We start from the raw sequence: 21249 nt of genomic DNA, 5'->3' as shown, positions 1-21249 counted from the left end.
TTCATGACCATCGCCGAGGTCGTCCCCTCACTGCTGTCGGGCCTGGACGTACCGGGTGCCGACAACACGCTCGGGCTGCCGGCCGCCCGGCGTGTCGTCCTGCTGCTCGTCGACGGCCTGGGCCACGAGCTGCTGCGGGCCCACGCCTCCCACGCGCCGTTCCTGTCCTCGCTGCCCGACCGTTCGATCGACGCCGGTTTCCCGTCCTCGACGGCCACGAGCCTCGCCTCGATCGGCACCGGGCTCCAGTCCGGCGAGCACGGGGTCGTCGGCTACACGTTCGCCGTCGGGGACGAGGTGCTCGACTCGCTGACCTGGACGCGGGCCGGCGAACGCGCCCACGACCTGCGCAAGACGCTCGTGCCCGAGGTCGTGCAGCCGCACCCGACGCTGTTCGAACGCGCGGCGGCGGCCGGGGTCGCCGCCAGCACGGTCGCGCCGCTCGCCCAGCGCTCCTCCGGCCTCACGCGGGCGGTGCTGCGCGGCTCGTGGTTCCGCGGCGCGGCGGGGTTCGGCGACCTCGCGCTGGGGGCGGTGGCGGCGGTGCGGCAGGACCGGTCGTTCTGCTACGCCTACCACGCCGATCTCGACACGATCGGGCACATCTACGGGCCAGGCTCCGAGGAGTGGTTGCTCCAGCTGGAGTTCGTGGACGCGCTGGCCGCGCGCATCGGCGCGCGGATGCCCCCGGACTCGTTGCTCGTCGTGACGGCGGACCACGGCATGGTCACCGCGGGCGAGCGGATCGACTTCGACACCGAACCGCTGCTGTGGCAGGGAGTCCGGGTGATCGCCGGTGAGCCTCGGGTGCGTTACCTGTACACCGAGACCGACGAGGTGCTGTCCGTGTGGCGGGAGTTCCTCGGCGACCGCGCGGACGTGCTGACCCGTGAGGACGCCGTGGACGCCGGGTGGTTCGGCCCGGTCAGCCCGCTGGCGGTCGACCGCATCGGGGACGTCGTGGTGGCGATGAAGGGCGCGGACGTGCTGGTGCGCAGCCAGGCGGAACCGGTGCTGAGCGGCCTGACCGGGTTCCACGGCTCGCGCACCCGTGCGGAGCTGGCCATCCCGCTGCTGGTCCACGCAGTACCTTCAGTGTAGACCGAAATCGGCCTTTCCGTTACCTCGCTTTAGGATCACCGGACGTGACGATCGAACTGCCAGGACCAGTCGGGTTCGTGCTCGGAGGAGGCGGAAGCCTCGGTGCCGCGCAGGTCGGCATGCTGCGCGCGTTGCGGGAGCACGGCGTCCGGCCGGACCTCGTCGTCGGCACCTCGGTGGGGTCGGTCAACGGCTCGCTGCTCGCCCTCGACCCGGACAAGGCAGCCGAACGGCTGGGCGTGCTGTGGGAGGGCATGACGCGGCAGCGGGTGTTCCCCGGCGGGCCGATCGCGCAGCTGAGGTCGTTGCGCACCAACAAGACCTATCTCTTCCCGAACACCGGTCTCGCGGACGTGCTGACCGAGGGGCTCGGCGGGTGCACGTCGTTCGCCGAGCTGATGCTGCCGTTCGGCGCGGTGTCCGTGGACGGCGTGACCGGTGAGGCCGTGAACATCGTCGAGGGGGAGCTGATCCCCGCGATCCTCGCGAGCTCGGCGATTCCGGGCGTCTATCCGCCCGTGCGCATCGGCGACCAGGTGCTCTACGACGGTGGTGTGCTGGCGAACGTGCCGATTCGGCAGGCCTTGGCGATGGGCGCGAAGTCGTTGGTGGTGCTGGACTGCGCGTTCCCAGGCCACCTGCCGACCGTGCCGGAGACACTCGCCGAGACGTTGTTGTTCTGGGCGACCCTGGGGATGCGCAACCAGGCCGTGCTGGAGGTCGAGCTCGCCTCCCAGACCGCCCCGGTGCTGTACCTGCCCGGCGCGCCCGTGCAGGCCGTGACGCCGCTGGACTTCTCGCACACCGCGGAACTGGTCGAGGCCTCCTACCTGGCCTCGACCACGTTCCTCACGACGCTGGAGATCGCCGGCGCGGGACTGTACGGGCACCCGTCACACGGGTAATGCGAACTGGTTGGCGGGGCGCGGCAGGCCGTAGTGCTCGCGCAACGTCCGGCCGGTGTACTCGGTGCGGAACAGGCCGCGCTGCCGCAGGATCGGCAGCACCTCGTCCGCGAACCGCTCCAGCCCGGACGGCAGCACGGCGGGCATGATGTTGAACCCGTCCGCCGCGCCCGCCCGGTGCCATTCCTCGATCGTGTCGGCGACCTGGAGCGCGGTGCCGGCGAACGTCTTGTGCCCGCGCCCGCCACCGAGCCTGCCGATGAGCTGGCGGACGGTCAGCCGTTCGCGCCGGCCCAGTTCCACGATCAGCGTGTACCGCGACTTCGCGCCCTCGATCGCGGCCTCCTCCGGCAGGTCGGCGGGGAGTTCCTCGTCCAGTTCCAGGTGGTCGACCCTGAGCAGGGTCGCGAGCTGCCTGGCCGCGTGCTCCGGCACGATCAGCCGTTCCAGTTCGGCGTCGAGCGCGTGTGCCTCCTCCTCTGTCGAACCGATCACCGGGACCAGGCCCGGCAGGATCTTGACCTCGTTCGGGTCGCGGCCGAACTCGATCGCCCTGCGCTTCACGTCCCGGTAGAACGCGATCGCGTCTTGGAGGGTCTGCTGCGCGGTGAACACGGCCTCGGCGTGCCGGGCGGCGAAGTCCCTGCCGTCCTCCGAGCTGCCTGCCTGGACCAGCAGCGGGTAGCCCTGGGGTGAGCGCGGCACGTTGAGCGGGCCGCGGACCTTGAAGTGCGGGCCGACGTGGCCGATCGTGTGGACGCGGTCGTCCCTGGCGTGCACGCCTTGAGTTTTGTCGGCGATGATCGCGTCGTCGTCCCAGGAGTCCCAGAGCTTCTTCGACACCTCCACGAACTCCGCCGCCCGGTCGTAGCGGGTGAGGTGGGCGGGCTGGGCGTCGAGGCCGAAGTTCTGGGCCGCGTCGTCGCCGGCGGTCGTGACGATGTTCCAGCCCGCGCGGCCGCCGCTGACGTGGTCGAGCGAGCTGAACCGGCGGGCCAGGTTGAACGGCTCGTTGTAGGTGGTGGACGCGGTCGCGATCAGGCCGATTCTTGTTGTCACGGCGGCGATCGCGGTGAGCAGGATGGTTGGTTCGATCTTGCCGGACGGGCGGCGGCTCGGTTTTCCCCACAGCACGGGGGAGTCGGCGAGGAACACCGAGTCGAACCTGGCCTCCTCGGCGATGCGCGCGATCCGCTGGTGGTAGGCGATGTCGATGTGCGCCAGCGGTTCCGACTCCGGCAGCCGCCAGGACGCCTCGTGGTGGCCGGTGTCGTGGAGGAAGAGGTTGAGGTGCAGCGTCATGCGGCGACTCCGATGCCGAGTGCGGACAACAGGTGCGTGCGGTCGGCGTCGTGCGCCGGGAGGTCGAGGCCGATGCGGCCTTCCTGCAGAACGACCACGCGGTCGGCGAGTTCGATCGCCTCGTCGACGTCGTGCGTGACCAGCAGAACGGCGGGCCGGTGCTTCGCGCACAGTTCGCGCAGCAGGGCGTGCATCTTGATGCGGGTCAAGGCATCCAGCGCGCCGAACGGTTCGTCGGCCAGCAACAGCCGGGGCTCGCGGACGAGGCATCGGGCGAGTGCGACCCTCTGCTGCTCGCCGCCGGAGAGTTCGGCCGGCCAGGCGCGTTCGCGGCCCTTGAGCCCGACTTCTTCCAGTGCTGCCTTGCCCCTGCCCGGTTTCACGCCGAGTTCGACGTTGTCCAGCACCCGCAGCCACGGCAGCAGCCGTGAGTCCTGGAACGCGACCGCGACCTCTTGGGGGACTTCGAGGGTGCCCTCGCCGGTCACGTCGTGGTCGAGTCCGGCGATGGCCTTGAGCAGCGTCGACTTGCCGGATCCGCTGCGGCCCAGCAGTGCCACGAACTCGCCGGGCGCGATGGTGAGGTCGAGGTCGTCGAGCACTTTGCGTTGCTGGAACTGCCTTGTCAGGTTCTTCACCCGGACAGCGTGCGTCGCCATGCCAGCGCCCTCCGTTCGATGATCCGCAGCAGTGCGTCCGACACGAACCCGAACAGGCCGTAGACGACGAGCCCGACGACGATGACGTCGGTCTGGCCGTAGTTCTGCGCCTGGAACATCAGGTAGCCGATGCCGCTGGTCGCGTTGATCTGCTCCAGCACCACCAGCGACAGCCAGGACGCGGTGACCGCGAGCCGCAGTCCGAGGAAGAAGCCGGGGAGCGCGCCGGGGAACACGACCTTGCGCACGTACTGGGTGCGTTTGAGTCCGACGGCTTCCGCCAGCTCCACGTATCGGCTGTCGATGCCGGTCAGTGCCGCGTACGTCTGGAGGTACATGATCGTCGCGACGGTCACGGCGATCACCACGATCTTGAACTCCTCGCCGATGCCGAGCCACAGGATCAGCAACGGGATCAGGCCCAGCGACGGGATCGCGCGCTTGACCTGGACCGTGCCGTCGATCAGCGCCTCGCCGACGCGGCTGAGTCCGGAGAGGATCGCGAGCACCGTGCCCGCCGTGGCACCGAAGAAGAATCCGAGGGCTGCCCGCTGGAGCGAGGTGAGGATGCTCTCGGGCAGCTTGCCGTTCGCGGTCAGCTCGAATCCTGTTTGGATGATCGTCCACGGTGCGGACAGGATCCGCGGGTCGAGCGCGCCGGTCGCGGACGTGATGCTCCAGACGGCGATGACCAGTGCCGGGCCGAGGACCCTTCCGTACGGGATGGGCTTGCCGAGTCCCAGCCGCTTGCGTTTCGGTGCTTTGGCGGGTGTCGTGATCGTGGCGGGACGATCGAGCACGTGGGTCATGTCCGGCTCCGGTACTTGGCGTCCACGGCCTCGGCGGCGACCTTCTCGAACCGCCGGTCGAACAGCTCGGTCACGTCGAACCTCGGCACGAAACCGCCTTCTGCCAGCAGGTCCGCGGTCTCCTGCTCCCACTGGACCGCGCGGTCCCAGTTCGTCGGGAAGGTCAGCGGTGGCTGGGACCGCACGATCCGGTCACCGTCGGCCTTGGAGACGTTCTGGTCCTTCACGTAGTAGTGGTCGACCCACTTGTCCGGGTTCTCGTAGCTCCACACGGTTCCACGGGCCCAGAACGGGATGAACGCCTTGATCGCGGCGAGCTTCGCCGGGTCGTTGAGCACCTCGACCGGCGCCCACAGGACCGTGAGCAGGTCGACGGACTTCATCTCGATCGCCCGCGCGTCCGGGTACTGGCCGAGGTACTTGGTGAGCTGCGGTTCGGCCAGCACCGCGACGTCGACCTGTCCCGCCTGCACCGCCGTGAGGAACTGGTTGCTGGTCAACGGGATCAGCTCGACGTCGGTGATCTTGAGCCCGAGCTCCTTGAGCGTGCGCAGCACGACCACGCCCTGAGCCTGGCCCTGGCTGAACGCGATCTTCTTGCCCTTGAAGTCGTTCAGGGACTTGATCGGCGAACCTGGCTTGGTGGCATAGGTGTAGAGGGGCTTGTCGCGCTCGCCGACCGCGACGATCTTCGTGGCGAGCTTGGTCGCCTGCGCCTGGATCGGCGGGATGCCCGCGTTGGCGCCGAGATCGACGGACTTCGCGCGGAACGCCTGGATCACGTCCGGGCCTGCCTGGATGTTGGGCCAGTCGGTGACCTGGAACGGGAGCTTGCCCAGCTCACCCGATGCTTCCAGCTGCTTGAGCGTGGTGCGGATGGAGATCGTGAGCTTGGTGTCCGGCGGCGGGGCCGTCGTGGGCAGGTCGCCGAGGACCTGCTGCGTGGTGGTGCCGTTGCCCGCGGAGCACCCCGCGGCACCGAGAGCCGCGAGGCCGAGCAACAGGGAACGCCGGGTCAGCATCAGTCCACCACCACGGCGTGGTCGGCGGTGAACGGGCGGCCCGCGAGCAGCGTGGACTCGCGCCCGTCCGGCCCCACCGGGGTGTCGCCGATGAGCGTGACGCGGTGCAGGGTGCGCTGGACGTCGAGGTGCTCCAGGTCGCGCGGCGCGAGGTGGGCGGTGGCGCGGTTGTCCCAGAACGCGACGCTGCCCGGCTCCCAGCGGAACCGCACGGTGTACTCGGGCCGGGTCAGCTCGGCGTACAGCAGGTCCAGAATCGCCTTGCTCTCGCTGGGGGAGACGCCGACGACGTGGCTCGTGAAGCCGGGGTTGACGAACAGGCCCTTCTCGCCGGTGACGGGATGCACGCGCACGACCGGGTGTTCGGCGACCAGCAGGTTGTCGTTGACGCGCTTGGCGTACGCGCCGTCCGCGACCTTCACCGAACCGCCGTAGCGGTGCTCGGCCCGCAGGCCGTCCACAAAGGACTTGATCGGCGCGGAGAGTCCGTTGTACGCGGCGACGAGGTTCGTCCACGTCGTGTCGCCGCCAACCTCCGGCACCACCTCGGCGCGCAGGATCGACGCGGCCGGCGGGTTCACCGCGGCGGTGACGTCGGTGTGCCAGCCGGAGAAGTAGCTGTACTGGCGCTTCTGGTTCTGCTGCTTGAAGTCCTTGCCGTAGCGCTCCTCGTACCGGCGCGGGTCGATCGTGAAGATCTCCGGGAAACCGGTCGGCGGGGCGTCGTCGTGCGGGTGGGCGTAGGTGAGCTCGCCGAACTGGCGGCCGAACGCGATCTGGCTCGCGTGGTCCAGATCCTGGTCGCGGAAGAAAATCACCTTGTGGGCGTGCAGCGCCTTGTGAACCGTTTCCAGCTCTGCTGCTCGGAGCGGCCGAGAAATGTCGATACCCGAGATTTCCGCGCCGATGTGCCCGGCGATCGGCTTGACCGTGATGGTCTTTTCCTGAACTGAGGTCATGAGACAAGCGTGCAGTTCAGGGGCTGGCGATGTCTATTTTCCGCTCAGGGAAAATAAGTCGGGCCACCGTAGATCTCACTGAGCACGACACTTCCGGCGGCGACGCTCAGAACGTCACTGCCGAAACTCGTCTGAATGACGTCGCCACTACGTTCGCCGATTTCCGATGTCAATTCCTCCCAGCATCCGGGAATGAGGATCGCGCCGGCCTCCACGACCACGAGCACGTCCGGGTTGATCACGTCGAGCAGCAGTCGCGCGGCCTGCCCGACGAGTCTCGACCGTCGCCGGAACAGCTCGATCGCGCGCGGATCCCCCTGCCGGCCGACCTCGATCAGCAGGTCCAGCGACGGTTCCGCGGTGATCCCGGCCCGCGCGGCCCGTTCCGCGAGCGTCCGGTTCGACGTCGCGGCCTGAAGACACCCGCGCCGCCCGCAGGGACAGGGCGTGTCGTCGTGGCGCAGCCGGAGGTGCGCGATCTCACCCGCCGCACCACCCGGCCCGCTGTGCACGCCGCCGCCGGTGACGATGGCCGCGTCGACCACGTTGCCCACGAACAGGTGCACCAGGCTGGTGCGGGCTCTGGGGTCAGCCCCGAAGAGCTGCTCGGCCCGCGCGAGTGCCCTCGAGTGCGACTCGACCTGAACCGCCGTGTCGAGCGCTGTGGTCAGAAACTCCTTGGCGCGCACGTCCTTCCAGCCGAGCTGGCTGTGCTCGACGATCGCGCCGTCGTCCACCCGTCCGCCGGTGGCGACCCCGACGCCGATCGGCACGCGGTCGTGCCTGCGCAGGAACGCGGGCACCCGCTCGGCGATCCGCCGCAGCGCCCAGTCCGGCGCCGGCCGGTCGTGCGGCTCGCGTTCCTGCGCGAGCACCCGCCCGCGCAGGTCGACGAGCGCCAAAGTCGTGTGCCCGTAAGCGATGTGGACGCCGCACACCACGTGCCGGTCCACGTCGATGTCCACCGGCACGTGCGGCCGCCCGATCGTCACGCGCGGAACGCGGGTGTCGACCTCGCGCACCAGCCCGCGTTCGGCCAGTTCGGCGTACTGCTTCGTGACGGTCGCGGCGCTCAGCCCGGTGAGGCGCGCGATGGTGCTGCGCGCGACGGGTCCGTGGTCCAGCACGGACCTGAGCACGGTGGCGGCGGTGCGGCTCATGCGGTCCCTCCCCTTCTCGCAGGGGCTCGTCTGATCTCCGGTCAGGCGAAGGCGGGCACCGCACAGATCGCGCTCGCCTGCCGACGGAGGTCGACGTGACGGCGCGTGCTGAGCACGGATGCCTGGGACATGTCTCCGATGCTGACATCCGCCCGCTGCCGCGGCCAAGGGCGTTCACGTGGTGAGACATGCCGCTGAACAGGTGAACGTTCGCTCATCGGCTAACAAGCGCCCGTCCAGGTCTGACTTACCCTGCACACCAGATCGCGCTTGGCGGACGCGGTCGCGGCAGAGGAGTGCGCGCGACATGACGCCAGCGGAGACAGAACTGTTCAACGCCATGGACGAGCTGGGCCGGGTCGAGTTCGCCGGCGCCGGCCGAGAGATCGGCGCCGAGTTCCTCGGCACGCAACTGCTGCGTGGCGTGGGCTCCCGCCCACGCAAACTCACCCTGCACGACGTTGTCGTCGTCGGCGAACTCGACGTGGAGGCTGGTGAGGTCGGCTTCCCCGTCGAGTTCGAACGATGCACGTTCGAGCATGCGCCGAACTTCGAACAAGCGACCGTGGCGGGCCTCTACTTCGCGGACTGCCGGCTGCCCGGACTGCGTGCCTCCCAGGTCCGGCTTCACGACGGGCTGGCGTTGCGCGACTGTGTGATCAACGGTTGCCTGCGGTTGACGGGTGCCCACGTGGCCGGGCAGTTGGACATGGTCGACTGCGTGATCGACGGACCGGCGGACGGTGCGTTCAAGGCGGACGGGCTGCGAGTGGAGCTGGACGTCTATTGCTCGGGCCGGTTCAGGGTGACCGGGCTGACGCGCATGATCGGCGCTCACATCGGTGGCCAGTTCATCTGCGAGGGCGCGACGTTCCGCAATCCCGAGGGGGAAGTGGCGTTGCAACTGAGCACTCTCACCGTGGACGAGCACGTCTTCTGGCGAGACGGGTTCACGGCAGAGGGCGACGTGATCCTGAGCGGTGCCACCATCGCCGGACGCCTGATCTGCGACGGAGCGCGATTCCTCAGTCCCGGCAGGATCGCGCTGCTCGCGGGCGGGATGACTGTGGGGCAGGAAGCGGAGTTCTCCGCGGGCTGCGTCGTCGACGGCGAGATGAACATGGTCGGCAGCCGATTCGGTGGCTGGTTGAAGCTCACCGGCGGCGAGTTCTCCAACCCCGGCGGCGTGGCCATCAACCTCACCCGCTCGCTGACCTCCCTGAACCTAGTTCTACGCGAAGGCACGGTCGTGCGCGGTGAGCTTCGCCTGGCCGGGGCGCGAGTCGACGGTCTGCTGGGTGCGCAGGGCGCACACCTCGAGAACGAGCGCGGCGTGGCGATGAACGCCTTCGGGCTCAAGGTGAGCAGCGATCTCAGTCTCTCCGTCCGGGGCGACGAGCGTTTCCGTGCACAAGGGCGGGTTGTGCTCAGCGACGCGCACATCGGAGGCGATCTCGACTGTTCGGGCGGGCGGTTCGACAGCGACGACGGAGAGGCGTTGATCGCCCGCGGTGTCGACGTGGTCCGGGACATCAAACTGTGCAAGGTTTTCGTCGCGCACGGCAAGGTCGACCTCGCGGGCGCGTCGGTCGAGGGGAAGATCGACTTCACTGGAGCGGAGCTGGAGCACGGCGAGGACGCGGTGCGGTGCGACCGGGTGAAGGTCGGCCACTCCGTGATCTTCGACAAGGTCCGGGCGAGCGGACGCGTGCGGATGTGTGACGCGCGGATCGGTTCCGAGCTCACCTTCCACAAGGCCCTCCTGCGGGGAAGGAAGGCGCTGAAGCTCAGGGGCACCCAGGTTCGAGGGGCGTTGCGGTTCAAGTTCGCTGAGCGGCCTGCGGGCCGGATCGACCTGCGCCAGGCGCAGGCAGGGTCTTTCGGCGACAGCGAGAACGACTGGTCGGCCGGCAGCACGCTCGACGGGTTTGTCTACGGCGCACTTCGCGAGAACTCGATGGAGTTGAACAAGCGCCTTAGGTGGCTGCGGGACAACCATCGGTATGTTCCGCAGGTCTATCTGCAACTCGCCGCCACCTATGCGAGTGCCGGTCAGCACGACGAGGCGACGGATGTGCTGATGGCCAAGGAGGACGCCCGGCGCCGGTCTTTGAGCGGGTTCTTCGGCAGGCTGCACAGGTCGGTGTGGTGGTTGCTCAGTCCGACCGTCGGATATGGCTATCGGCCGCTGCGGATCCTGTGGTGCCTCGGGGCGCTCACGTTGGTGGGCGGCTTCGTCTTTCACCTGCTCCGGCAGGACGCGGACAACTTCGCCAAGGCCAGGCCCCACCTCGATCCGCACTGGTTCGATCCGTGGCTGTACACGGTCGACCTGCTCCTGCCGATCATGAGCCTCGAACACAGCCAGCTCTGGGTGCCGTTGCACGGTGCGAGGTGGGCGTCGCTCGCGTTCACCGTCCTGGGCTGGGTGCTCGCGGTCTGCCTGGTCACCGGGATCGGCCGGCTCTTCAAGCGAGACGAGCGCTAGACATCGGCTCATTGGGGCAATTTGTTCCCCCTTCGACCATGTAACCACGTCAGACCTCCGATGAACTCTTGAATCTGAGGCCTCGGGAGGCGTAAACCTGTCCGGGTAACACCGAGCACGTCTTCCTACCGCCGCAGGGAGCGTCCACCAGGAGGCTGGCTCGTGCGCAAAACATTGCGTCGTCTCGGCGTGTTGATGACCGCCGTTCTACTCGTTGCAGGCGTGAGCACTCCGGCGCGCGCCGAGGTGCTGCATCCGCGGCAGGACTGGCTGCGGGCGTCCACGTCCGGCCTGTTCCTGCACTGGGGGATGCGGACGAGTCCTGGCTACACCAGTTGCAGCGCCTGGGAAGCCGCCGTCACGGGCGGCGGGTGGAGTGCGCAGTACTGGGTCGACGAGGCGAAGAAGCTGCACGCGCAGTACCTCGTGCTGGCGTCGTTCCACTCGCGGCTGGGCTACGCGCGGGCGTGGCCGTCCGCCGTCCCCGGCAGTTGCTCGACCAAGCGCGACTTCCTCGGCGAGCTCATCGAGGCCGCTTCCGCGGAGGGGCTCAAGGTCATCAACTACATGACCGACGACCCGCAGTGGCACGACGAGGGCGGGCACGAGTGGCTCGACTCGGCCGCCTACTCGAAGTACAAGGGCAAGTCGGTGAACCTCCAGGAGCGGCCGGGGTTCGGGCAGTTCAGCTACGACAACTTCGTCGAGGTCATGGCGCGCTACCCGAAGCTCGCCGGGTTCTGGATCGACAACGACAACGCGTACTGGGAGCAGAACGGCCTGTACGAACGGATCCGGCGCGATCGGCCGGACATGGTCCTCAGCAACAACAACGAGGACACCGCGATCATGGACACGATCAGCAACGAGCAGAAGACCGGCATGACGCCGAACTACGACTACCCGCAGGCGGTCTACACGGCGGCGCCACGGCTGATCGAGGCGTGCTTCAAGCTCCCGAGCAGCGGCGCGTGGTGGTACTCCGGCTCGAACTCCGCCGTCGACTACAAGCTGACGCTGGGACGCCTGATCACCAACGCGGGCAGTGACGTCAAGGCGTTGATGGCCGAGACCGCGATGGTCAACGGCAAGTTCCCCTCGAACCAGGCCGCCTTCAACAACTTCACGAACACCTACCTCGGCGACGTCTGGGAGTCGATCGGCGGCACGTACGGCGGCGGTTACCTCAACGGTGGGCTCAAACCGGGCTTCTGGAACGACGGCGCCCACGGCGTCACGACCGTCTCCAAGACCAACCCGCAGAACCACTACGTGCACGTGCTCACCAAGCCGTCCGGCAGCACGTTGAAGGTGCGCGACAACGGGTACAAGGTCAGCCGTGTCACGAACCTGCGCACGGGCGCGGCGGTGAGCTGGTCGCAGGCCGGTGGCACGATCACGCTCAGCGGCATCTCGAACTGGGACCAGTACGACACGGTGTTCAAGGTCGAGACCGCCGGGCGTGAGGGGATCATCCCGGCCTCGTCGTACACGATGAGCGCGTCGGCCGCGGGTTCCGGCCACCCGGCCTCCCACGCCGCCGACGGCAACTACCAGACCTATTGGGACGCAACGGGTGCGGGCACCGTGTCGCTGCGCTTCGACCTGGGTGCGGCGAAGAAGGTCTCGTACGTCGCGCTCAACCAGCGCGAGGACTCCACCACCTACCCGTCATCGAACTCCGCGCGCGTCAAGAACTACAACGTCTACACGTCCAGCGACGGGTCCAACTGGACGAACGTCAAGTCCGGATCGCTGGCCAACCATCGCGGTGTGCAGTTCATCGACCTTCCCGCGAACACGACCGCGCGGCACATCCGGGTGGAGAAGACGTCCACGCAGGGCAAGGCGCAGCTGCGGATCGACGAGGCGTGGCTCGGCTCGGCCTATCCAGGAGCGGGCGTGCCGACGCCGGAGTCGCGGTACGAGGCCGAGAACGGCACGCTCACCCAGGGAGTCGTGGAGTCCAACCACGCCGGCTTCTCCGGCACCGGATTCGTCAACTACGACAACGTCTCCGGCTCCGCGGTCGAGTTCACGGTGCGTGCCGAGACCGCCGGGCCGCGCCAGGTGACGCTGCGGTTCGCCAACGGCACGACGGTGAACCGGCCGCTGGACATCTCGGTCAACGGGCAGCTCGCGGTCGACGAGCAGGCGTTCGCGGGCACCGGGGCGTGGACGACCTGGCAACCGGTGACCGTGACGCTGAACCTGGAGGCCGGTGACAACACCGTCCGCGCGGCCGCGACCACCGCTAACGGCGGCCCCAACCTCGACTACCTGGAGATCTAGCAGCGACACGCCACTAGCAGACCAACACGCGTTCGACGTTGTGCTCGGCGATCTCCCGCATCGCGTCCCGGTGCGGGAAGTCGCCGTCCAGCAGGCGAAGCGGACCCTCCACGAGGGACAGGTGCTGCGCCAGCCGGTAGAACGACGTCCGCGCCGGATCGAGCCCGGCGACCGGCCGGTAGTGCGGGCCGAACCGCAGCTCCAGGAACACGTGTTCCCACTCGATGTCGAAGAACATCACGCCCTCGATGTCGATCAGCACCGGCCGTCCGTCGGCCACGAGCACGTGGTCGGGGCCGAGCTCGCCGTGGATCAGCCCGTACGCCGTGCGCGGTTCGATCACCGAATGCCGTTGCCGCAGCTGGGTTTCCAGGCGGTCACGCTCGGCCGCGATGCGCGGCACCCGTTCGCAACAGGCTTCCAGATGTCCGAGAGCGCGTTGTAGCACCACGTCCGGCACCGGCGGCGCGTCCAAGGGCTGTAGCGCGCTCGGACGGCCGTAACGCGGGCTGGTTCGCTGGTGCATGGCCGCGAGGTCGTCCCACAGCCGTTCGAGTGCCTCGGTGTCGTGGTCGAGCAGTTTCTCCAGGAACTCGGCGCCGAGGTCCTCGACCACGATCACGTCGCGGTCGACCAGCACCAGCCTCGGCACGCACACCCCGGCCTCGGACAGCGCGGTGTGGGCGGTGAGGAACAGGTCGCGCCCGCTCGCGTTGCCGAACAACGGATCGTGCTCGTGCGCGGGCCAGTAGTCCTCGGTCGCGCGCCACACATAGGCGACGCCCGTCGTGCCGTCGTCGAGTGTCAGGCGGTAGACGCCCTTCTTGGTTCCGCCGTGCAGGCGGACCACGTCGCTCAGTTCCCGGCCGTACGCCGCCTGCGCGATGTCCGCGAGGTCGGCCACCCCCAGATGTGCCACGGTGCGGAACGGTAGTGGGAGGCACGTGAAACTGGTGCCAACACTTCTGCCATGAGCGGACACGAACAGACATGACGACCGAAGACGACCGAGCGTTGTGGTCGCAGGCCGCTGGGGGCAGTGCGCACGCCTTCGGAGTGCTGTTCGACCGGCACGCGAAGGCGGTCTACAACCACTGCTTCCGGCTGACCGCGTCCTGGGCGGAGGCCGAGGACCACCTGCAGGCAACGTTCCTGCTGGCCTGGCGCAAGCGCGACGACGTGCGGCTGGAGCGCGAGTCGGCGCTGCCGTGGCTGCTCACGGTCGCGACGAACGTGGTGCGCAACGAGCAGCGCTCCCTCACCCGGCGGCTCAGGAACCTGCGACGCGTCGGCGAGGAACGGCCGGTGCCCGACCACGCGGACCGGGTCGCGGAGCGCCTCGACGACCAGCGGCAGATGAAGGACCTGCTCGACGCCGTGGCGGACCTGCCGCGCAACGAACGTGAGGCGCTCGCGCTGTGCGTGTGGTCGGGGGTGTCGTACGCGGACGCGGCGGCGGTGCTGGGCATCACCGAGGGCAGCGTGCGTGCGCGGGTCAGCAAGGCGAAGTCGAAGCTCCAGCAGCACCGGGAGCTCGTGCACACCGGGGAGGACCGATGACCAGCATGCTTCCGCCCACTCGCGACCTGCCACCCGGTCGCCAGGCACGCATCCGCGCCGAGATCGAACGCGCGGCCACTCGACGCGGGTCCCGGCGGCTGGCCGTCCCGATCCTCGCCGCCGCGGCTGCCGTCGCCGTCGTCACCGCCGGCATCGTGGTGTTCAGGCCCCTCCCGACGCTGCCGGTGCCGGCAGTTCAGATCACCACGTCACCGGCGACACCGTCCGCCGACTTCGGAATCCCGCGCGAGGAGGTCGCCGCGATCGAGAAGGGCTGCGCCGAGTCCGCCGGCTCCAAGCCGCCGAAGCTGCGCCAGCTGTTGAACGACCAGACCCGGTGGGCAGTGCTCTACAGCGAGAAGGAAGGCCTCGTGTGCAGCATCGGCGTCGGTGGTGTCGCGTACAACTCGGCCTTCGGGCAGACCGCGGTGCAGTGGCTGCCAGGGCACTTCTCCATCGACTACCAGGGGGCGCGCTCCGGCGGTGCCATGGACGGCAGGCCCGAGTCGGCGAACGTGCCCGGCAACCGCACCTCCGTCGGCAGGGTCGACGACAAGGTCGCGCGGGTGACCTTCACGGTCGATGACCAGACCGTCGAAGCCAAGGTCGCCAACGGCACGTACGCCGCGCGCATCTACTACCCCCCGAACTGGGGCATTCCGAACGCGCCGACGAACGAGGTCGTGCGGGCCTACGACGCCGAGGGCACCCTGCTCGGCGTCAGCAGCGACCTGGAGCGCGCCTGCTACCTCGACCCGCGGACCGGAGAGGTCGTCTTCGGTGACCGGCGCACGCCGAAGGCTGACTGCCTGCCCGCCCAACCGTGGCGCTGAACGTCACTACCGACTGGTTGGTTCAAGCGACATACTGGTTGGTATGACGACTGTGGCGAACTTCGGCGGCACCAGCCACCACGCGGACCTCGACGGGCCCGTGCACTGGGTCGACTTCGGCGGACCGGCGGACGGGCCGCGCATCGTTCTCGTGCACGGCCTCGGCGGTTCGCACCTCAACTGGGTGCTGCTGGCGCCGTTGCTCGCGCGGAAGGCCCGCGTCACGGCCGTCGACCTCGCCGGGCACGGCCTGACCAACCCGGAGGGCCGGCAGACCACGGTCCAGGCCAACACGAGGCTGCTGGGCCGGTTCCTGCGCGAGGTCGTCGGGGAACCGGTGATCCTGGTCGGCAACTCGATGGGCGGGCTGATCTCGCTCTTCCAGACCGCCTACGACCCCGAGCTGGTCAGGGGCCTGGTGCTGGTCGACCCCGCGCTGCCGATGGTGCTCGGGACGCGGCCGGACCCGGCGATGCTCGGCACGTTCTTCCTGTACTCCGTGCCGGGCCTCGGCGAACGCTTTCTGGCCAGGTCGAAGGCCGTCCCGGCCCGCCGTCAGGTCGAACGCCTGCTGGAACTGGTCTGCGCGGACCCGTCGGGCATCCCCGAGGAGCTCAAGCAGGCCAGCGAGCACCTGATCGGCGAGCGCGCCAAGGTCGAGGGACTGGACAGGGCGTTCCTCGACGCCGCGCGCAGTGTCGTGTTCACGTCCTCGAAGCGCGGTGCCTACTACGGGGCGATGTCCAAGGTCCGCGTGCCGGTGTTCCTGATGAGCGGCGACCGCGACAGGCTCGTCAACGTCGCCGCCGCCCGGTACGTGGCGCGCAAGTACCCGCACTGGCGCTACGACGAGTACGCGAACGTCGGTCACGTGCCCCAGATGGAGATCCCCGAGGTCGTGTCCGAGCGGGTCCTGGACTGGATGGACGCCAACCGCCTGAGCACGTCCGCGAGCTGACCCAGGGTGAGCCGCTCCCGCAGCACGGGGGCGGCCCCGGTCAGCACGAAGTGGTCGTCGAGCTGCTCGACCCCCGTCAGCTGGATGCCGCGCGGCAGCTCCGGCACCGCGAACACGCGTGCGGGCAGCCACTTGTGCAGCCGCACGTGCAGCTCCGAGCCGACCAACTGGACGGTCAACGGGAACCAACTGACCGGTTGTAACTCCGGAATGTCCGCGAAGTCCACTTCGACCCGGAACTCCACAGGCGACGACACGAGGACCGCGGGCGGGTTCACGTGCACGTCCCGGCACACGACGGTCGCGCGGCGAGCACGCCAGCGCGACCACCGAACGTCCTCCAGCTCGATGCGGACGTCGTCGACCTGACCGAGCGCCAGTCCCAGGGCGCCCAGCCGTGCGTCGAGTCCCACTACGGTCAGCTGCAGGTCGTGTGCGCCCGCCTGAACCGTCAGATCGTGTCTCAGGCCGTCGTCTCCGGCTTCACACCGTTGGCAGAGGTGGTGGTCGCCGCCTTGGTCGTCGCCCGCGGGGCACGAGGCTTGGGAGCGGGCTTCTTCGCCGCCGGCTTGGCAGCGGCAGGCTTGGCGGCAGTGGGCTTGGTGGCAGCAGACTTGGTGGCAGCAGGCTTGGTGGGAGCGGGCTTGGCAGCGGGCGTGGCGTCGACGACCTTCTGGGCGGTCTCCGCCCTCTCGGTCGCCTCGGCGGCCAGCGCGACCATCTCGTCGAAACCGGCGCGGATGCCGTCGGCGAGCAGCTGGACGTCCGGCACACCGTCGAAGTCGGCGTTGATGCCGAAGGTGAACCGGTCGAGGTAGGAGAAGATGCCGACGGTGATCCGGATCGTGGACGCGACCGGCACGTACGGGAACATCTCCACCAGCGGGCGGCCGAGCATGTAGAGCGGGATGCGCGGGCCGGGAACGTTCGTGGTGACGGTCTGCAGGATCTGCTGCGGGAACCGCATCGCGGTCCGCGACCCCAGCGCCATCAGCGTCGGCGCGGCGAAGTTCGACAGGTTCGTGATGACGTCGGCACCCGCGGCCTGGCGCGAGCTCTTCAGGTCGTCCATCTGCGCGCGGATCGACGCGAGGCGCTGCACCGGGTCCGACTCGCCCACGGGCAGGTTCACCAGCACGGCGCTGACGCGGTTGTTCAGCTCGTTGTGCTGGTCGGACTTGCGCATCGACACGGGGACCATGGTCCGCACGACCATGCCCTCGGTCAGCTCGCCGCGCTTCTCCAGCAGATCCCGGAAACCACGCGTGATCGCCGTCAGGATGACGTCGTTGACGGTGCCACCGGCGGCAGTGCGGATCTGTTTGATCTCAGCCAGGTTCGCACGCGCCCACACCCACCGGCGGTGCGGTCCGATCGGACCGTTCAAAGAGGTCGCCGCGCGCGTGACCAAACGCTTCGCCGTACCGGGAAGAGAACCGAGAACGGTCTTGCCGAAGTCCATGATCTCGCTCAGGGAGCGCACGTTCCGCGCGACGGCGGGCAACGCGGACAGGTGCTGCACCGGCGTCACCACGGCGTCGCGGACACCGTCGATGACCAGATCGAGCGTGGACGGCTGCGGCTGCGGCTTCCACTCCTTCGGCTCCGGAAGGACGCTCTCCTTCTTGAAGTCGAGGATGAGCTGGAGCATGTCCGAACCGGACACTCCGTCGATCATGCAGTGGTGGACCTTGGAGATGATCGCCCAGCGACCGCCCTCGAGGCCCTCGACCAGCCAGGCCTCCCACAGCGGCTTCTTGTCGTCGAGCTTCTGCGCGAAGATCCGGCCCGCGAGGTTGCGCAGCTGGTCCTCCCCGCCCGGCGACGGCACCGCGGTGTGGCGCACGTGGTAGAGGATGTTGAAGTGGTCGTCGTCGACCCAGACCGGACGACCGACGTGGAACGGCAGCGCCTTCACCTTCTGCCGGTAGCGGGGCACCTGGTCCATGCGCGCCAGGAAGAGACGGATCACGTCGCCGTAGGACGGGGCCGGTCCGTCGAAAACCAGGACGGAACCGACGTGCATGGGCACGTTCTCGTCCTCGATGAAGTAGAAGCTGGCGTCCAGAGAGCTCATCCGATCCACTTGAAAAAGAGTAGAGGACCGAAGCGTCTCAATCGACGTCCATGCAGGTGAGAGGCAGTGCACACGTGTGAGGTTGCCAACGTGTTACCTGCACGTGGCGAATCGAGACTCGAAAGTACTGGCAAAAAGATCGTTCACGAAACATCATGGACTCACTGGGCAACGCCGCCCAGGGCGCCGGCTCGGGGTTGTCGACGTGTGGGGAGGCTCCTATGTCTGCCGTTCCTTCGGACGAAGTCTACGAAGTGCCTGTCGCTTCGCCCCTCCACCTCGTCAGAGGCAGTGCGCCCGGCCTGTTCTGGTATCTCACCGAGCCCACCCGCTGCGCGCTCGACGTCAGCGAGTTCGTGGCCACCCGGTCGATGCTGCGCGGCGCGCCGTCCGGTGACGGCCACCCGGTCCTGGTCTTTCCCGGCCTCGGTGCCGCCGACTCGTCCACGGTGATGCTGCGCCGTTTTCTGTCCGGTTTGGGCTATCAGGTGAATCCGTGGGGCCTGGGCCGCAACATCGGGCCGACGCGCAAGGCCGTGGACGGCATGCACGCGTTGGTGAAGAAGGTCTCGGACGCCCACGGCGGGCCGGTCACCATCGTCGGCTGGTCGCTGGGCGGGATCTTCGCGCGCGAGATGGCGCGCGACCACCCGCACCGCGTCCGCCAGGTGATCACCATGGGTTCGCCGTACAACATGAGCGATCCCGTGCAGTCACGGGCAATGCCCGCTTTCGCGTTGTTCTCCCGGCTGCACATCCCGAAGGACGAGTTCCCGCCGCTGGAGTCGACGAGGCCGCCGATCCCGGTGCCCGCCACGTCGATCTACTCCAAGACGGACGGCATCGTCTCGTGGGAGTCGTGCGTCGAGGAACCGGGACAGCGCAGGGAGAACGTCCAGGTGTCGTCCTCACACCTGGGATATGGCTTCAACTCCAGCGTTCTGTGGGTGGTAGCGGACCGGCTGGCACAGGCGGAGGGCACGTGGGCGCCCTTCGCCGCGCCGCCCGGGATGGCCCGCCTGTACCCGCGCGCCGCCTAGCACGGCCGTTCGTCCGAGTAGACGACCAGCGTCTGGTCGGGCTGCTCGGCGAGGTGGAACGCGGTGTACGCGTAGTCGAGCGGCCCGAGCCTGGGGTGCCGCAAGCGTTTCCGGCCGCCGTGCCGGGGCTGCACGTCGTAGTGGGGCCACCAGGAGCGCACCTCCTGGCTGGCCTCGTGCAGGTCCTCGATCAGCCGGGTGAACCGCTCGTCGGCGGGATGCCGGCCGGCGAGCGCGCGCAGCCGGGCCAGCAGGCCGCGGGCCTCCACCTCCCAGTCGATCAGGACGTGCCGCGACTCCGGATCGGTGAACACCCAGCGCGCGAAGCTCGGTTTCTCCTTGCGGAGACTGGGAAAGAGCTCGCCCGCCGCCTCGTTGTGGCTGAGCACGTCGTAGGTGGCGCCGATGATGAACGCCGGATGCGGGTCCAGAAACCCCGGCACGGCAGCGACTTCCGCGGCCAGTTCGGCTTCGAGGGTGTGCGGTCGCGCGTGGCCCGCGAGCCGGAACAGATGGTCCTTTTCGGACGGACCGAGCCCGAGGGCGGAGGCCAGCGCGCCGAGCACCTGGTCGGACGCCTGCACGTCGCGGCCCTGCTCCAGGTACGTGTACCAGGTGGCGCTGATCCCCGCGAGCACCGCGAGCTCCTCCCGGCGCAGGCCTGGAGTGCGCCGCCGGCCGGTGCGCGGCAGGCCCGCCGCGGCAGGGGTGAGCCGTTCGCGGCGGCTGCGCAGGAACGCGCCCAGCTCGCGGCGCTGATCGTCCGTTCGTCGCATGCTGGCACCTCCAGTACCAGAATAAAGGGGCTCTGGATACCAGGCTGAGCCTAACGCAGGCTGGGTTCATGGCAACTACGGACAAAGTCGTGGCGATCACCGGCGCCAGCAGCGGGATCGGCGAGGCGACCGCCTTGCTGCTCGCGGAACGGGGCGCGCGCCTCGTGCTCGGGGCACGCCGGTCGGAGCGTCTCGCGGACCTCGTGGCCAGGATCGAGAAGGCGGGCGGCACGGCCGTGCACACGCGCACCGACGTGACCCGCCGCGAAGACCTGCACGCGTTGGTGGCACTGGCCCGCGAGCGGTTCGGCCGGCTCGACGTGCTGGTCGGCAACGCGGGAGTCGGCCCGATCTCGCCACTGGACGACCTGCGCGTCGACGAGTGGGACGAGATGGTCGACGTCAACATCAAGGGCGTGCTGCACGGCATCGCGGCCGCGCTACCGGTGTTCCGTGAGCAACAAGCAGGGCACTTCATCACCACGGCCTCCACGGCCGCGTTCAACGTAGTGCCGGCCATGGCGGTCTACGCGGGCACCAAGGTCGCGGTCCGGTCGATCTGCGAGGGCCTGCGTCAGGAGGCGGGCCCTTCGGTGCGGGTGACCACCGTGTTCCCCGGCTTCGTGCACACCGGTTTCGCGGAGGCGTCGAGCAACACCGCTGTGCGGGAACGGATCGCGGGCATGCGCGACGAGATCGCGATCCCGCCGGACGCCATCGCCCGCGCCATCGCGTTCGCGATCGAGCAGCCGGCCGACGTCGACGTGAACGAGATCGCCGTGCGGCCGACCGCCCAGAGCTAGTGGCGCGACCCAGAACGTTGACTGGGTAATTCACGCTCAGCAGGGCACCTCGTCGTACCGCCCCCACGCCCACGTACAACCAGTACGAGGACGTGGGGGCGGTACGACGATGCACCCGTCTGACCGCGAATTCGCCCGGCAACGTTCTGGGCCACGCCACTAGTAGTGTGTCGCTGCTTAGTTTTGATGCATGTGGCTGGGAGGCTGTTGTCATGGCCTCCCAGTTGAAACGGCCGGTCACGTTGTCGGCGCGGGATCGTGAAGAACTGCTCCGGCTGACCACCACGGGCGTGCACTCGGCGTCGGCGATCCGGCGGGCGCGGGTGCTGCTCGCGCTGGATACCTCGGTGGGTGAGCCTGATCCGAAGGAAGTGATCGCGGCCCGGCTCGGGGTCTCGGGTGAGATGCTGCGGCTGGTCGCCAGGCGGTTTGCCGAGACCGGCGGCGACATTCAGGCCACGATCGGCCGTAAGAAGCGTGCTCTTCCGCCGGTGCCGTCCCCGGT

General features: G+C 68.7%; 20 protein-coding genes and 1 pseudogene. 10 read left to right on the top strand and 11 right to left on the bottom strand.

Features of this window, described 5'->3' with window-relative positions:
- The first annotated feature begins 3 nt into the window (after positions 1-3).
- Both BM417_RS37880 and BM417_RS37875 read left to right on the top strand, forming a co-directional pair.
- On the top strand, positions 4-1101 hold the full coding sequence (locus BM417_RS37880; RefSeq protein ID WP_093604534.1) for an alkaline phosphatase family protein: 1098 nt from the start codon (positions 4-6) through the stop codon (positions 1099-1101).
- A gap of 44 nt (positions 1102-1145) precedes the next feature.
- Positions 1146-2006, top strand: a complete 861-nt coding sequence (locus tag BM417_RS37875) for a patatin-like phospholipase family protein (RefSeq protein ID WP_245822529.1) — start codon at positions 1146-1148, stop codon at positions 2004-2006.
- Here the strand turns inward: BM417_RS37875 and BM417_RS37870 are convergent.
- The 7 genes from BM417_RS37870 to BM417_RS50160 are packed head-to-tail and all read right to left on the bottom strand — an operon-like array spanning position 1995 to position 8048.
- On the bottom strand, positions 1995-3308 hold the full coding sequence (locus BM417_RS37870) for an LLM class flavin-dependent oxidoreductase (RefSeq protein WP_093604532.1): 1314 nt from the start codon (positions 3306-3308) through the stop codon (positions 1995-1997). The two genes, BM417_RS37875 and BM417_RS37870, sit on opposite strands and share 12 nt — an antisense overlap.
- Positions 3305-3967 (bottom strand): ABC transporter ATP-binding protein, encoded by a 663-nt coding sequence (locus BM417_RS37865; RefSeq protein WP_093604530.1) that lies wholly within the window; start codon positions 3965-3967, stop codon positions 3305-3307. Before BM417_RS37865 ends, BM417_RS37870 begins: the two co-directional genes overlap by 4 nt.
- On the bottom strand, positions 3943-4776 hold the full coding sequence (locus BM417_RS37860; RefSeq protein ID WP_093604528.1) for an ABC transporter permease: 834 nt from the start codon (positions 4774-4776) through the stop codon (positions 3943-3945). Before BM417_RS37860 ends, BM417_RS37865 begins: the two co-directional genes overlap by 25 nt.
- Entirely contained in the window at positions 4773-5798 is a 1026-nt protein-coding gene (locus BM417_RS37855) for an ABC transporter substrate-binding protein (RefSeq protein WP_093604526.1), read from the bottom strand. Before BM417_RS37855 ends, BM417_RS37860 begins: the two co-directional genes overlap by 4 nt.
- The gene (locus BM417_RS37850) at positions 5798-6757 is read right to left on the bottom strand and encodes a TauD/TfdA dioxygenase family protein (protein WP_093604524.1); all 960 of its coding nucleotides are present in this window, start codon (positions 6755-6757) and stop codon (positions 5798-5800) included. Before BM417_RS37850 ends, BM417_RS37855 begins: the two co-directional genes overlap by 1 nt.
- A gap of 44 nt (positions 6758-6801) precedes the next feature.
- A complete protein-coding gene (locus tag BM417_RS37845) occupies positions 6802-7917 on the bottom strand; it encodes an ROK family transcriptional regulator (protein WP_093604522.1) in 1116 nt (371 codons plus the stop codon).
- A gap of 41 nt (positions 7918-7958) precedes the next feature.
- The gene (locus BM417_RS50160; protein ID WP_322789012.1) at positions 7959-8048 is read right to left on the bottom strand and encodes a putative leader peptide; all 90 of its coding nucleotides are present in this window, start codon (positions 8046-8048) and stop codon (positions 7959-7961) included.
- A 176-nt stretch (positions 8049-8224) separates the two neighbouring features.
- On the opposite strand from BM417_RS50160, the gene BM417_RS37840 reads away from it, so the two are divergent.
- Both BM417_RS37840 and BM417_RS37835 read left to right on the top strand, forming a co-directional pair.
- Entirely contained in the window at positions 8225-10405 is a 2181-nt protein-coding gene (locus tag BM417_RS37840) for a pentapeptide repeat-containing protein (RefSeq protein WP_093604520.1), read from the top strand.
- A 222-nt stretch (positions 10406-10627) separates the two neighbouring features.
- Entirely contained in the window at positions 10628-12697 is a 2070-nt protein-coding gene (locus tag BM417_RS37835; protein ID WP_407656197.1) for a discoidin domain-containing protein, read from the top strand.
- A 13-nt stretch (positions 12698-12710) separates the two neighbouring features.
- On the opposite strand, the gene BM417_RS37830 is transcribed toward BM417_RS37835, so the two are convergent.
- A complete protein-coding gene (locus BM417_RS37830; protein WP_177320829.1) occupies positions 12711-13616 on the bottom strand; it encodes a phosphotransferase in 906 nt (301 codons plus the stop codon).
- Positions 13617-13687: 71 nt separating this feature from the next.
- Between BM417_RS37830 and BM417_RS37825 the strand changes: the two genes are divergently transcribed.
- Genes BM417_RS37825 through BM417_RS37815 form a run of 3 tightly spaced genes read left to right on the top strand, consistent with a single transcriptional unit; the run spans position 13688 to position 16048 of the window.
- On the top strand, positions 13688-14257 hold the full coding sequence (locus BM417_RS37825; protein WP_093604518.1) for an RNA polymerase sigma factor: 570 nt from the start codon (positions 13688-13690) through the stop codon (positions 14255-14257).
- On the top strand, positions 14254-15090 hold the full coding sequence (locus BM417_RS37820) for a hypothetical protein (protein WP_093604516.1): 837 nt from the start codon (positions 14254-14256) through the stop codon (positions 15088-15090). The genes BM417_RS37825 and BM417_RS37820 overlap by 4 nt, the downstream gene beginning before the upstream one ends.
- Before the next feature lie 43 nt (positions 15091-15133).
- Positions 15134-16048 (top strand): alpha/beta fold hydrolase, encoded by a 915-nt coding sequence (locus BM417_RS37815; protein WP_093604514.1) that lies wholly within the window; start codon positions 15134-15136, stop codon positions 16046-16048.
- Here BM417_RS37815 and BM417_RS37810 read toward each other — a convergent pair.
- Positions 15958-16461 (bottom strand): hypothetical protein, encoded by a 504-nt coding sequence (locus BM417_RS37810; RefSeq protein WP_093604513.1) that lies wholly within the window; start codon positions 16459-16461, stop codon positions 15958-15960. The two genes, BM417_RS37815 and BM417_RS37810, sit on opposite strands and share 91 nt — an antisense overlap.
- 50 nt (positions 16462-16511) lie before the next feature.
- Positions 16512-18125 carry a WS/DGAT/MGAT family O-acyltransferase gene (locus tag BM417_RS37805; protein WP_245822527.1) on the bottom strand — a complete coding sequence of 538 codons (1614 nt, stop codon included), beginning with the start codon at positions 18123-18125 and terminating at the stop codon, positions 16512-16514.
- Between the two features lie 221 nt (positions 18126-18346).
- On the opposite strand from BM417_RS37805, the gene BM417_RS37800 reads away from it, so the two are divergent.
- The gene (locus BM417_RS37800) at positions 18347-19165 is read left to right on the top strand and encodes an esterase/lipase family protein (protein ID WP_093604509.1); all 819 of its coding nucleotides are present in this window, start codon (positions 18347-18349) and stop codon (positions 19163-19165) included.
- Here the strand turns inward: BM417_RS37800 and BM417_RS37795 are convergent.
- Positions 19162-19941, bottom strand: coding sequence for a helix-turn-helix transcriptional regulator (locus BM417_RS37795; protein ID WP_093604507.1), 780 nt, complete (start codon positions 19939-19941; stop codon positions 19162-19164). The two genes, BM417_RS37800 and BM417_RS37795, sit on opposite strands and share 4 nt — an antisense overlap.
- Before the next feature lie 68 nt (positions 19942-20009).
- Here BM417_RS37795 and BM417_RS37790 point away from each other — a divergent pair, with 68 nt between their 5' ends.
- Positions 20010-20744, top strand: coding sequence for an SDR family oxidoreductase (locus BM417_RS37790; protein ID WP_093604505.1), 735 nt, complete (start codon positions 20010-20012; stop codon positions 20742-20744).
- 212 nt (positions 20745-20956) lie between these two features.
- A pseudogene (locus BM417_RS37785) lies at positions 20957-21249 on the top strand (helix-turn-helix domain-containing protein); the annotation flags it as partial.

Source organism: Lentzea waywayandensis (assembly GCF_900115955.1).
Classification (GTDB): domain Bacteria; phylum Actinomycetota; class Actinomycetes; order Mycobacteriales; family Pseudonocardiaceae; genus Lentzea; species Lentzea waywayandensis.
This window is presented reverse-complemented; position numbering and strand designations above follow the sequence as displayed.